Origin of the sequence: Pseudoalteromonas sp. P1-7a (genome assembly GCF_001401855.1) — a bacterium.
Classification (GTDB): Bacteria; Pseudomonadota; Gammaproteobacteria; order Enterobacterales; family Alteromonadaceae; genus Pseudoalteromonas.
In genome coordinates this window covers 1-12,594 of the sequence record NZ_LKDU01000009.1, presented here as the reverse complement: position 1 = coordinate 12,594, position 12,594 = coordinate 1, and the positions used below count along the sequence as shown (strand labels likewise).

14 protein-coding genes are annotated in these 12,594 nt (G+C 38.9%); 5 read left to right on the top strand and 9 right to left on the bottom strand.

Annotated features, from left to right (window positions below; translation table 11 throughout):
* Positions 1-89: 89 nt before the first annotated feature.
* Positions 90-521 (top strand): DUF3859 domain-containing protein, encoded by a 432-nt coding sequence (locus tag AN389_RS07950; protein WP_055014777.1) that lies wholly within the window; start codon positions 90-92, stop codon positions 519-521.
* Between the two features lie 255 nt (positions 522-776).
* Here the strand turns inward: AN389_RS07950 and AN389_RS07945 are convergent, their stop codons facing one another.
* From AN389_RS07945 to AN389_RS07935, 3 genes are all read right to left on the bottom strand, one after another.
* Positions 777-1,193, bottom strand: a complete 417-nt coding sequence (locus AN389_RS07945; RefSeq protein WP_055014778.1) for a VF530 family DNA-binding protein — start codon at positions 1,191-1,193, stop codon at positions 777-779.
* Between the two features lie 73 nt (positions 1,194-1,266).
* Positions 1,267-2,256, bottom strand: a complete 990-nt coding sequence (locus AN389_RS07940) for an MDR family oxidoreductase (RefSeq protein ID WP_055019550.1) — start codon at positions 2,254-2,256, stop codon at positions 1,267-1,269.
* Between the two features lie 50 nt (positions 2,257-2,306).
* Positions 2,307-2,939: a TetR/AcrR family transcriptional regulator gene (locus AN389_RS07935; protein WP_055019549.1), complete on the bottom strand. Its 633-nt coding sequence runs from the start codon at positions 2,937-2,939 to the stop codon at positions 2,307-2,309.
* Positions 2,940-3,379: 440 nt separating this feature from the next.
* On the opposite strand from AN389_RS07935, the gene rmf reads away from it, so the two are divergent.
* Positions 3,380-3,550, top strand: coding sequence for a ribosome modulation factor (gene rmf / locus AN389_RS07930; protein WP_004586522.1), 171 nt, complete (start codon positions 3,380-3,382; stop codon positions 3,548-3,550).
* A 66-nt stretch (positions 3,551-3,616) separates the two neighbouring features.
* Here the strand turns inward: rmf and fabA are convergent, their stop codons facing one another.
* Entirely contained in the window at positions 3,617-4,132 is a 516-nt protein-coding gene (gene fabA / locus AN389_RS07925; RefSeq protein WP_004586523.1) for a bifunctional 3-hydroxydecanoyl-ACP dehydratase/trans-2-decenoyl-ACP isomerase, read from the bottom strand.
* Positions 4,133-4,337: 205 nt separating this feature from the next.
* On the opposite strand from fabA, the gene AN389_RS07920 reads away from it, so the two are divergent.
* From AN389_RS07920 to AN389_RS07910, 3 genes are read left to right on the top strand one after another with little or no spacing between them, the layout of a single operon-like run.
* The gene (locus AN389_RS07920; RefSeq protein ID WP_055018808.1) at positions 4,338-5,195 is read left to right on the top strand and encodes a 6-carboxytetrahydropterin synthase; all 858 of its coding nucleotides are present in this window, start codon (positions 4,338-4,340) and stop codon (positions 5,193-5,195) included.
* The gene (locus AN389_RS07915) at positions 5,188-6,006 is read left to right on the top strand and encodes a M23 family metallopeptidase (protein ID WP_055019548.1); all 819 of its coding nucleotides are present in this window, start codon (positions 5,188-5,190) and stop codon (positions 6,004-6,006) included. Before AN389_RS07920 ends, AN389_RS07915 begins: the two co-directional genes overlap by 8 nt.
* A gap of 5 nt (positions 6,007-6,011) precedes the next feature.
* Complete coding sequence (locus AN389_RS07910) at positions 6,012-6,446, top strand: acyl-CoA thioesterase (protein ID WP_055014783.1); 435 nt, start codon at positions 6,012-6,014, stop codon at positions 6,444-6,446.
* 295 nt (positions 6,447-6,741) lie between these two features.
* Here AN389_RS07910 and AN389_RS07905 read toward each other — a convergent pair whose 3' ends face one another.
* Genes AN389_RS07905 through AN389_RS07885 form a run of 5 tightly spaced genes read right to left on the bottom strand, consistent with a single transcriptional unit; the run spans position 6,742 to position 12,325 of the window.
* Entirely contained in the window at positions 6,742-8,064 is a 1,323-nt protein-coding gene (locus tag AN389_RS07905; RefSeq protein ID WP_055018806.1) for a Na+/H+ antiporter family protein, read from the bottom strand.
* A gap of 8 nt (positions 8,065-8,072) precedes the next feature.
* Entirely contained in the window at positions 8,073-10,034 is a 1,962-nt protein-coding gene (locus AN389_RS07900) for a DUF3488 and transglutaminase-like domain-containing protein (RefSeq protein ID WP_055019547.1), read from the bottom strand.
* Entirely contained in the window at positions 10,027-10,971 is a 945-nt protein-coding gene (locus AN389_RS07895) for a DUF58 domain-containing protein (protein WP_055019606.1), read from the bottom strand. Before AN389_RS07895 ends, AN389_RS07900 begins: the two co-directional genes overlap by 8 nt.
* A 52-nt stretch (positions 10,972-11,023) precedes the next feature.
* Entirely contained in the window at positions 11,024-11,929 is a 906-nt protein-coding gene (locus AN389_RS07890; protein ID WP_055018804.1) for a MoxR family ATPase, read from the bottom strand.
* A gap of 12 nt (positions 11,930-11,941) precedes the next feature.
* The gene (locus AN389_RS07885; protein ID WP_029772290.1) at positions 11,942-12,325 is read right to left on the bottom strand and encodes a response regulator; all 384 of its coding nucleotides are present in this window, start codon (positions 12,323-12,325) and stop codon (positions 11,942-11,944) included.
* Positions 12,326-12,594: the final 269 nt, after the last annotated feature.

Below are 12,594 nucleotides of genomic sequence, written 5' to 3'. Positions count from 1 at the left end.
ATTGAGTATGTATGTTAATGGATGATTTTACTTAAGATGTAAGTATTATAAAATCAGTGTTTTAACAGCCCAAAATAAAGAATGGTGTAATGGCAAAATCAAAACCTGAGGTGTCAATTCAAAGCTTCGGCATTTATTCTACATGGGATAGTAAAAGTAAGACGCTGCCACAAATTGAGCAATTTACAACCAATGTTATTGCTAAGCTTGATGTTGAATTTGGTTTAATAATTAATATCAAAAAAGCCAAAGGGGAAAAACTCCACTTTTGTATTTATCACCCTGATATACCAGACAACAATGGTGAAATAATGCCGCCCTTTGCAGGCGTTGAATACATTAAAGAGAATGACTGGCAGTTTTATTTAGGGGATACGCTGTGGGAGCCTATTGAAAATAAATTAGGTGATTGGCGGATGACACTTACCCTGAACAATAAAATTATTGCTGATAAAACATTTAAAGTTGCGCTTGAAGAGCAAGGCTCAGTTAATGACTTTTGGCGCAAACGCGGTTACTAAGCCCTTATATTGCAGCGCTAAAAAAAGCCAATATACATTGGCTTTAAAAATATAACTTAACCTGAACTCTGGTTTAGAGATACACCAACATAATTTATCATGATGATCTTTAAGCTTAATTCTCTAGCCAGCGGTTTTCGGTGAAAACAAGGCGAATTTACGCGTCAATAGCTAGCCTATTGCAAGTAAATTCAACGCTGTTAGCGCTGAAAATAGCTGCTAGAGATAGATGTATTATCTAGAGTTGAGGTTAACTTAGTTACCCCACGGGTTACTAGCGTTTGAGCGTTGCTTTCGTGCTCTGGCGCGTTGTTTAGTGGCCTTTTTTTCCATAATTCGCTTTGCATCACTAAAGCTTAGTTCGCACGGCTCCCCCGGTTTATGATCCGCAGGAATAACTCTATCTCGTGGCGGTAATTGGTATTGTACATCGTCGGGCTTAGGCAAGTTTTTAAGACGGTATAGGTAAAAGTTATCTACCTTTTCTTGTGCCCATTGTGTTTTACGTAAAAATTTAACCGCCGATTTTATATCTGGATTGTTTTTAAAACAGTTTAATTGCAAATAAGCGTGCAGTAGCTCCCACCCATATTGCTCAACCAGTTCTTCAACCACTTGCTCTAATTTTACGCCTTGCAGTGGGTTATTACTGTAAAGATCTTGGTTGCTCATAGGTGTTGCCTCATTAATAAAAATACAAATGTCATTATAAATTTAATAACGAGGCTTTAATAGATAAAATTGCTTAACTTTGGCAATTAACAACGACACGGCCGCGAATTTTACCGTCCATAAGTTGCTCGGCATTTTCAATGACTTGCTCAAGTGTAATGTCGGTCGAGATTTTATCAAGGTAATCTGCTTTTACTAAGCTTGCTAGTCTGTCCCATGCTTCGATTCTGTCTTTTTTAGGGCGCATAACACTGTCTATCCCAATTAATGACACACCACGCAAAATAAAGGGCGCTACTGAGGCGGGTAAATCCATCCCTTGGGCTAAACCACAGGCAGTAACTACCCCTCCATATTTAAGTGATGCACAAATATTGGCAAGCGTATGGCTGCCTACCGAATCTATAGCGCCAGCAAAACGTTCTTTTTGAAGTGGCTTACCTGGGATTGAAAGCTCATCGCGGCTAATAATTTGTGATGCACCCAGCTCCTTTAAGTAATCGCTTTGTTCCATTCTCCCTGTTGCAGCGGTTACGTTATAGCCCAGCTGATTTAATAAATAAATGGCAAAGCTGCCAACACCACCGTTTGCGCCGGTCACTAATATTTCACCATCACTTGGTGTAATACCTTGTTTTTCAAGGGCAATAACACTGAGCATTGCTGTGTAACCCGCAGTGCCAATTTGCATTGCTTGTTTTGGCGAAAGCGCTGCAGGAAGGGGGATTAACCAGTCACTATTAAGCGATGCCTTTTGTGCAAGGCCGCCCCAGTGTTTTTCGCCTACACCAAAGCCATTTAAAATTACATTATCGCCAACACTAAATTCATCCGTACTTGTTCCACTTACTGTACCCACCAAATCGATGCCGGGCACCATAGGAAAGCTACGCACGACAGGGCCTTTACCTGTAATGGCTAGCCCATCTTTGTAATTGAGCGTGCTATAAAGTACATCAAGTTGCACGTTTTGATCTGGTAGGTCACCTTGCTGCACTTCACTAAGCGCGGCAGCGTAGTTTTCGTCTTTCGTAATTACAATAGCTTTAATTGGGTTACTCATAACATATCCTTTTAGACCGATCGGTTTTTAATGGTTAAATAAAATGCGCATTAGGTGAGTAATGCGCGTAAAAACATTTCTGTATACAGCGTAAGGGGCTTGCTTGATTGGGTTAATTTAGCGCGCATAACAGCGCCTTCCCAGCCAATCCAAAAATATTCACTCATAAGCTTTGTATTAACAGATTTAGCAAGTGTGCCTTGTTGTTGTGCTTCATTTAAACACTGCTCAACTTGCTGCTGCCATGCTACATAGCTTTGTAATAAGCGGGTTTTAAACTCATTACTTAAATGGTTGAGCTCTTGATTTAAGTTTCCGACTAAACAACCGCGTTTGTACTGATATTTTTGCATGCCCATTATGGCACTTTGCGTAAAGTGTATTAAACGTTCAAGCGGCGGGGTGCTGCTATCGGTTAAGTATTTTTTTAGCTTAGTGATAAAGTATTCGTCGTAGGCATTTACTAAAGCAATACCAAACGCCTCTTTACTTTTAAAGTAATGATAAAACGAGCCTTTAGGCACACCGGCTTTTTTTAAAATGGTATCAAGTCCAGTTGCGCTAAAACCAAATTCAGTTAAGGTTTCTAGGCCAACCCTAATAAGGTGCGCTTTCGTATCAGCGTTTTCGCGAGGTATTTTAGGGGGCCTTCCGCGCCGTGCAGGTGCCTGAGCTGTATTCATTATTAGTAACCCCTAATTAGTCTTTTTTGTGTTAACCCATATTAGACCGATCGACTTTAATTAATCAAGCACTAATACCAGTTGTTCAAAAATAAATCATTTAAACTGTTTTTTATTCAAAATTGAGAGTGCAATAAAATTGTCATGATTACATTATTGTAGGGAACTAAGCCAAAAATGGTGTGTCCGACATTAAGCACATACGTGCATTTAAGCGGTTAGATAGCCGTATTGTAAATTAAATAAGCAGTAAGAAATTAAGTGGTATGACCACTGTGTTTTTATAAATGTTAAATTATTTTTGCATCAGCAGGTTAGTTAATGTCAAACAAATTAATTAATTTTGCTATTTGAATTTAACATTTTTATTAACTATTCATTAAATGTAGATTTCACTAATGCTACAAAATTTATAATTAAAAAAGGTGAGGATATTACCGATGAAGAGACAAAAAAGAGATCGTTTAGAAAGAGCTCATTCTCAAGGTTTTAAAGCAGGTTTGGCTGGGCGCTCTAAAGAGCTATGCCCTTATCAGCAAATCGATCCTAAGTCTGAATGGTTAGGCGGTTGGCGTGAAGCAATTGAAAACCGAAACATGTATAAAACCTAATTCATCACAAAAGAATTAACGTAAAAAGGCCTCTATATAGAGGCCTTTTTGCATAAATATATAATATTAAAATGCGCTCGTATCTTGAAATAAGCCCACTTTTAGATCTTTTGCTTCGTAAATAACGCGGCCGTCTACTTCAACTGTGCCATCAGCCATGCCCATAAATAATTTACGCTTGATTACACGTTTCATATCAAGGCGGTACGTTACTTTTTTAGCTGTAGGTAAAATTTGGCCGGTAAATTTAACTTCACCTACACCAAGCGCGCGGCCTAAACCAGGGCCACCAGACCAGCCTAAGAAAAAGCCAACCAGTTGCCACATAGCATCTAGGCCTAAGCAGCCTGGCATAACTGGGTCGCCTTTAAAGTGGCAGTCAAAAAACCAAAGGCTTGGGTCAATATCAAGCTCAGCTACAATTTGGCCTTTACCGTGCTCGCCGCCATCAGCAGTGATTGAAGTAATACGGTCCATCATTAACATGTTGTCGCTTGGTAAACGGCAGTTACCTTCACCAAACATTTCACCTTGACCACATAGGATCAAATCTTCTTTTGTATAGCTATTTTTAGGTTCCATAACACTTATCTTCGCTTAGAAATTGCCAAGTACTTTAGCGTACACTTGTACGCCAAACAACTCGGAGCAGTTGAAAAAAGACACTTTTTTGCGTGATTTATCGCCAATCAGTAGTGGCGACGGCTTTTTAGACTATAAAACCGCGCAATTACAATCAGAAATCATTATAATTACCCCTGACTTATAACCAGTTTAAAGGAAGTTTATGATCCTTTTTGTTAACTCACTAACAGTGATTGATTTTTCTTACTTATGTAACAAACGCGGCGCCGTTGGCGAGAGCTGGATTGTTGACTTAACGTTGCATGGCAAGCTAAACGAAGAGTCTATGGTGTTAGACTTTGGCTTAGTTAAAAAGCAAATTAAAGGCATAATTGACGATTGTTTAGACCACAAACTAGCCATTGCTAAAGGTTTAAATGGCACGGTACAAGAATTTGATACTTACAAAACGCTCGATTGTACATTTGGTGATAACCACCATTTAGCTATGAGTGCTCCGCATCAAGCTTATTGCATGATAGATGCGCCAGAAATTAGTGTTGAATCAGTCACTGAATTTTTAATCGACACTATTTTACCTAAACTACCAAGTAATATTGAAAAAATTGAATTGTCGCTAAAACCAGAGCACAGCCAAAGCTTTTATTATCACTACAGTCATGGCCTTAAAAAGCATGATGGTAACTGTCAGCGCATTATTCATGGCCATCGCTCGCAAATAGGTATTAGTTTAGATGGTATGTCTATGCCTCGCTTACAAAAGCAATGGGCTGAAAAATGGCAAGATATTTACTTAGCCACACGTGAAGACCAAATCGCTGCAAGCGAACTTAAACACATTAGTGCTAAAGGCGATGATGTGTGTTTTGCTTACACCGCAGCGCAAGGCTATTTTGAAATGGCTATTAGTGAATCTCGTTGTGACATTTTACCCGTAGATACAACGGTAGAATGTATTGCTCAGCACCTAGCAGAGCAAGTAAAGGCAGAATACCCAGACAAAGACGTAAAAATTACCGCTTATGAAGGTGTAGGAAAGGGATCAATTAGTTATGCTTAAAACTCTTTTAGCAACAGCGCTTGTAACCACAACTAGCTTTAGTGCATTAGCGCTTGAGCTAAAAGGGCACCTCACTCAAGGCGGCTTAGTGACAGGCAAGCTTGAAAATGTAAAAACCGTGTCGTTAGATGGTAAAACATTAAAGTTAACTCAAAATGGGGATTTTGTATTCGGTTTTGGTCGCGATGCTGAATCAAAGCACACTCTTGAGTGGGTAGATAGAAACGGTAAAACACACACGCAAGATTTAATGATCACTAAACGTGATTATAAAATTGATAAAATTACCGGTGTGGCAAAAAAATATGTGTCGCCCCCTAAAGAAGTAAGCGCACGTATTAGCCGTGAAGCGCAAGCAATACGTAAAGCGCGCGCTGTTAACTCTGATTTACAATATTTTTTAGATCCTGTACTTAAGCCTGCTCAGGGTCGTATATCGGGTGTTTATGGTAGTCAGCGCTATTTTAATGGCGAACCACGACGCCCACATTTTGGTTTAGACATTGCTAATAAAACCGGTTCACCTGTATATGCGCCTATTAGCGGCACCGTTGTGTTTGCTGATCCCGACTTATATTACTCAGGTGGCACACTTATTATAGACCATGGGCATGGCGTTACTTCAACCTATATACATTTAAGTAAGTTGGACGTAAAAGTAGGCGATACTATCACTCAAGGCGATAAGGTTGCTGAAATAGGTGCAACAGGGCGTGTAACAGGCCCACACCTAGATTGGCGTTTTAACTGGGAAGGCGAGCGCCTAGACCCAGCATTATTGATGCAAGATAAACTTGCTAATAAAAAGTAGAGACTATGACAGAAACAAACCGTGATGCAATTATTGCAAAGCGTATTAAAGACTCAACCACCTCGGTTACTAAAACTGTGTTTCCTGGGCGTACTAACCATCACAATACATTATTTGGTGGGGATGCTTTAGCATGGATGGACGAAGTAGCTTTTATTGCTGCTACTCGTTTTTGCCGTAAGCCCTTAGTGACTATTTCATCAGATAGGGTTGATTTTAAAGAAGCAATTCCAGTAGGTTCTTTTGCTGAACTTATTGCTAAAGTTGTTCACGTGGGTAATACCTCTTTAAAGGTAGATGTGGATATATGCATTGAAACTATGCATAAAGATGATAAACACTCTGCTATTTCAGGTAGTTTTACATTTGTAGCCGTTGACGATGACCACAGACCCACACCGGTTGTGTGCGATAAAATGATTTATGGCTTTGATAAGTAGAGCATCGGATAATATACCAATCTCTAAAAGCTATTTTCAGCGTTAACTGTGTTGAATTTACCTACAAGAAACAAGCTATAGATGCGTAAATTCGCAATTAAATAAGCACCTAATTAAGGTGCTTATTTAATTGCAGCAAAAGAACACATCATACTAAATTCAATGTATAACCAATCATAGCAACTATAAAAATATATAAATTTAATATTCACAATAGAGGGGGGGATATAAAAAAGGCATGAAATACATGCCTTAAAAATAATGAACTATCCAACAAACCATAAGTGCAAAAGTATTAAAGCACCATAGCCGCAATCCAACCAAATATAAGTAGAGGAATATTAAAATGTATAAAGGTTGGGATTACAGAGTCTCGTATATGGTCATGTTGGCCATCGGCATTTAAACCCGAGGTTGGCCCAAGTGTAGAGTCAGAGGCAGGGGAGCCCGCATCACCTAATGCACCGGCTGTTCCTACTAAAGCTGCGGTTGCCATAACTGAGAAACCTAAATCTAAACACAAAGGCACAAATAAGGTAGCAATAATGGGCACTGTAGAAAACGAACTACCAATCCCCATTGTTATCAATAATCCCACTAACAAAATAGCTGCTGCAGCAAGGGGCTTATTGCCATCAAATAACGCAGCGCCACTGTGTACTAAACTTGCTACATCACCAGTTGCTTTCATTACTGAAGCAAATCCTTGGGCCGAAATCATAATAAAACCAATCATCGCCATCATGGCGACTCCTTTACTAAATACGTCGCCGTTTTCTTCCCACTTAACAACGCCAAATACACTAAATATCATTACACCTACAAGGCCGCCCAATATCATTGAGCCACTTAGGTTTTGTGCAACTAACGATGAAATCACAGCAAATAAACCGACTATCATCACTTTTTTTGGTTTTTCAATGTCGGTAGCTTTACTTTGTGTTGTTAACGGTTGCGCATTGTAGTCACGGCGCTTAACGTAACTTATAAACACCGCAATAATTAAACCAATTAACATACCACAGGCAGGAATAATCATTGCCATAGGCACTTGTGTGTTTACAATTTCTAGGCCGTTATCAACTAAGTTTTTATGCAAAATAGAATATAAGTAAATGCCACCAAATCCATAAGGCAATACCATGTAAGAGGTAGCTAAACCAAACGTTAATATACAGGCAATGGCACGGCGGTCCAGGCGTAGTTGATTAAACACAACGAGTAAAGGGGGTATTAAAATAGGGATAAAGGCAATGTGCACAGGCACTAGATTTTGAGAAGAAACAGCAAAGCCTAATATAATTAATAAAATAAAATAGCTTAAAAAGGTTTCGCTACCTGCACCTTGTGCATTCACTTTGTTTAATAGTTTTTCGGCAAGGATACGGGTTAATCCCGATTTTGAAATAGCCACTGCAAAGGCGCCTAACATTGCGTAACTTAAAGCAATTTCAGCGCCGGCAGATAGGCCAGAATTAAATGCATCAACACTTTCTTTTATGCCTAAACCAGCTGTTAAACCGGCTACAAGTGCACTAATTATCATAGCTACAATGACATTTACACGGGCTAAGGAGAGCCCAAGCATTAAAATAACGCCTATAACAACCGCATTCATAGTTTTCTCTATTTTGAAGATTTAATTAATTTTATCAGATCTTTAGCCTGATTTTTACGTTCTTTAGTAAAAGGTTTTTTAGCATATCGCACTTGATTAAATAAATAGCTAAATTCGATTAAAGGTGCGGCCGCCACAGGGCTTTGCTCTGCAAAGTATATTAGCTGCTGATTAGGAGAATAGTGACTAGGCGCCGTTATGTTGTTTTTATTTGCCCAGAGCTTAATGGCTTCAAATTCTGCAACTAACGGCGGGCGCTTACTTTTGTTGCGTGGCCAATTTAAATAAATAAAATAAGCAGCAAAGCTAAAAGCAAGCCCTAAAATAACTGCTAAAGGTACCAACCAAAGGTGTTTACTACCAAAAAGTGATTTTAAAAAGTTACTTTGTTTTTCTTCGTCAAAACCAAGTACCCAGCTAGTCCATTGGTAATCAAGGGTTTCTAGTTTTAGCCTTAACCAATTAACGGCTGCAAAGTTACTTAAGCTCACTAAGCCAAAATCAAGATTACTTTTAAATTCGTCATTTAGTTCTTCGTTTTGCGAAAGTGAACCATTTAAACGCTCGGGAGCAACCACCGCTGTGGCATCGAAAATTTGCCACTGATTATTAATATACACTTCAACCCAGGCGTGGGCATCGTATTGGCGAACCGATAAATAATTATTTGATTGATTTTTTTCACCACCTAAATAACCGCTGGCCAAGCGTGCGGGAATACCGGCGCTTCTAAAAATATACGCTGCTGCACTGGCGTAATGGCCGCAAAAGCCGCGCTTTTTATCAAATAAAAATTGATCAATAGTGCTGTCACCGGTCATTGGCTCAGGGGTTAACGTGTAGCTAAATTCTTGTTTAGCAAAGTAGCTAAGCAATGCTTTATAAAAGTCACTTTGCGAGGTTGTTGATTGTTTAAGTGTGGCTGCAAGCTTGGCTGCTTGTTGGTTTGTTTGGTTATTTAAGCGTGTGTAATAAGCGGTTTGCCAATTTGAAAGTTGCTCACTACTCAGTGCTGCACTTGATACCTGATACTGCAAGCTTTTAGCTTGATATTGCTTTTTTCGTAACAGCCCTAATGCATTACTTTCAACATTTTTATTATTACTGGTTGCGTAATTAAGCCCATATAGCCACTTTTGATTAGCAGGCTCGGCAATAATAGTGTAGGTATTTTGTACCAATATTTGTTCATTGTGATCCGCGCTTTGATTATTATATTTTAATAAATCAGATGTTTTCCACGCTTTACCATCAAAGGTGTCGTGCACAAGTGCGCGCCAATAATAAGGCGAGGCAGGCGTTTTATTATCAAAGCGGGCTCTAAAAACCAGTTCATCAGAATTAGACAACTTTGCAATGTCAAACGGGTCTACCTGTTCAGAGAGGCCTGTTTTAGCAAGCTTTGGCCCAGGTAATTGCCAAAAAGCGGGCATTTTAGGTAAAAACAACAACAAAAATATAGCTAAGGGCAAAGCAATAAATAACAGCTTAGCACTTTGTTTAGAGGCTAATTTTAAACTATGAGAAGATTCGATTAAGCTCAATACCGTAAAGTTGAGTAAAAATAGGGCGCTCATAGTTAAGGTGGTTATTATGCTTTGGTTAAACAAATACGCCGATGAAATAGAAAAAAACGTAAGTGTAACAATAATATGGTAATGCTTTTTCGTTTTAGCCTGCAGTAGTTTAAAAATACTAGAGAGCAATAACATAGCAACAAACAATATTACTGTATCGCCTATACCTAGGGTGTAAATCATTAATATTAAAGCTAATCCTGCCAAAATATTTGCAAGCCACGCGTTAGGTTTAGGGGTGTTAGTCAGTGTTAAGTACACGTTCCACAGGCATAACAACGATAAAACCCCAATAAATAGTATGGGCATATGCGATAAATAAAACGCAAACAAACAGGCATAGATAAAGCTCATTGCTAAATTTATTGCCCGGTAATTTAATAGCTCAGCCATTAATTGCTCCGCCGTATTCGCTCAGAAGTGCTAAACATTGTGACTTGTCGTGCGTGTCATTGGTTGCTTTGTAACTTGCTGAGGGCAAAATGAGAGTAAACGTTGTGTTGTTTTCGCATGCATTGCACACTAAAAAGCAAAGCTGACTCAAGCGTTGCTCGGTATTACCCGTTAGCTGTTTAAAATCAAAAACAATATCGGACTTTTTATAATCACTAAATTCTTTTACGAGTAACTGTTGTGATTTAGCGTAATGCTTCCATGAAATTCGCTGCAGTCCCATTTCTGGTAAATGCGTAATTAGCTCATCAAACTCTTCGCTGCCGCTCTCTTTAATACTGCCTGTTTGCGTTGTATGTTCAAACGTATTGTTGTAAGTGTCGTTTAATACATGCTCTGGCGCAGGGTAAACGTAAACAGAGTCATTAGGTTGTATATAACTCCACACGCTTACCAGCCCAAATGGGTAATTACTGTGTATTTTAAAACGATTGAGGGGATATTTACCGCGGGTATTATAGGGTAGGTTAATAATTAACGAGCTGTCATTGGGCGTAACATGCGCTAAGTGCTTTGCGTATTTTGAATCACTTGAGTAGCTAAGCGATACTGATTGCGTAAGTGTTGGGGCTTTTAAAATAAATTTAACCGATCCTTTATTTGGTGAGAAGCTGGCAACGCTTTTTATATATTCAACCTTTAGCCCTTTGGCATTTGTATAACCAAGCAGTACGGCAATAATCATCACCACAAACATTAAATAAGCCATCACCAAAATTAAGTTATTTTGATAATTAATCCCCATAACAAAATTTAAAATAGCGACAATAATAAAGTAAAAGCCGAGCTGCGAGGGCAACACATAAATATTGTTATGAGCCAGCGTAATGGATTGCTTTGAATGCTTGTTTTTAAGTAGTTTATTAAGTAAACGCATTTTTAATGCGCCTAATATACTGACCTTTTTAGCTTTTTTTTTAAATAACACGTTAAACTGGCACAGCTACAGTTTTTAAAATTTCGTTTACTTGCGCTTCGCCCGATTCGTTATGCAGACCTAATCGGTGCTGACACACGCTAGCAAATACAGCTTGTACATCGTCAGGGGTGACAAAATCACGCCCTTCAATAAATGCCCACGACTTAGCCGCTTTGGCAAGCGCCATACTTGCACGAGGAGACAGCGAGCCTGCAAATGCGGCGCTTTGACGAGTATGCGTTACTAATTCAATAATGTAGTCGAGCACAGGGCTACTTATCACAATTTGATTAATTATGGTTTGAATTTGCTGTAGCTGCTTAGCGTCTATTCTTTGCGGTAATTGGCTGTAGTCTCGCGGTTTAATGTTTAAAATAAGGTGTTTTTCAGCCTCTTTAGGAGGGAAACCTAAACTTATGCGCATTAAAAATCGATCTAACTGCGATTCAGGAAGTGGGTAAGTACCCGATTGATAAAGCGGGTTTTGCGTGGCAATTACAAAAAAAGGATTTGGTAATGTGTACTTACTGCCATCTACTGTAACTTGCTGCTCTTCCATTGCCTCAAGTAATGCACTTTGCGTTTTAGGGCCCGCGCGGTTTATTTCATCTGCTAATACAACTTGGCTAAAAATTGGCCCTTTATGAAATGTAAAGGTGTGCTCATTAGCGTTAAATACATTGGTTCCTAAAATATCGGCAGGTAAAAGATCGCTAGTAAATTGTATACGCTGATACGACAGCCCTAGCACAGCAGCAAGTGCATGTGAGAGCGTAGTTTTACCCATACCTGGTAAATCTTCTATCAGTAAATGCCCTTCACTGAATAAGCAGGTGAGTGCTAGTTTTATTTGTTGTTTTTTTCCAAAAATAACACTCGATAAATCGTCGATAATTGCCGAAACAGTGTTTTGCATACTGACCTTATTTTATTCGCTTAGTTCGAGGCGCTTCATAACAGAATTAACTTTTTTAGCGTTAAAAGGTTTTTCTATAAAGCCTTTGGCACCTAATTCCCATGTGTTTTGCACGTTTTCAAGGGTGTTATGACCCGAGCACATAACAACGTGCGCGTGAGGGTAACTATCATTAATGTGTTCTAGAATATCAGAGCTTTCAGAGTCAGGTAAGTCTACATCCAAAAATATGACATTGGGTGATTTTTTATCAAGAAGGGGTTTAGCAGAAAGGTAATCGTTGCTTTCTAAAATATCTTCAAAGCCTAGCTCCGTTAATATTTGGTTTAGGTAGTCACGTATTTCCTTAACGTCATCAATAATAAGTATAGGCTCAAGCGGGCGCACAAATTCCATATGTTAATTACTTCTATTTATAATACATCTAAAGTAATTTAATTTTATGCTAAGCACTGTATAAGCTCAAGAAAGTAAATCAAAAAACAATCAATTAGCGCTTTAGTGCGCCTAAATCTGCCACATTCATTAAACACCCAAACCATTAAATTGGTTAACAATACCAATCCGCAATAATATTTAATCATTTTCAGGGGCTAAACGTGTCGCTATCTGCGTTAAAAAATTCTCATTTACGACTGCATGGATGCAGAAGGTAGAGCAATGCA